The following is a 270-nucleotide window of genomic DNA, read 5'->3' as shown; positions in this document are numbered from 1 at the left end:
CCGCTTATAGACATCAATAACGGATTCTGTGACTAGATCCATATGGGCCTGCGTATAAACGCGGCGCGGTATGGCGAGCCGCACAAGTTCCAGCGGCGGACGACGGTTCTTGCCGGTCGTAGGATCGCGTCCGGCAGATACGTTGCCTCGTTCCATCGCGCGAATACCAGACTCGATGTAAAGTTCTGCGGCAAGCGCCTGCGCCGGATACTCATCCTGATCCACGTGCGGTAAAAACCGTTTAGCGTCGAGAAATATCGCATGCGATCC

Annotated in this window: 1 protein-coding gene; it reads right to left on the bottom strand. The window is 55.9% G+C overall.

Annotated elements, in window-relative coordinates; genetic code table 11:
- Positions 1-270: beta-eliminating lyase-related protein (locus PZC42_RS21375; protein ID WP_277214160.1), on the bottom strand; the 270-nt coding region annotated here is incomplete at both ends.

Source organism: Isoptericola croceus (assembly GCF_029382255.1).
In the GTDB taxonomy this organism is placed as follows: domain Bacteria; phylum Actinomycetota; class Actinomycetes; order Actinomycetales; family Cellulomonadaceae; genus Isoptericola; species Isoptericola croceus.
The sequence above is the reverse complement of the archived record's forward strand: the minus strand, read 5'-3'. Positions and strand labels throughout refer to the sequence as shown.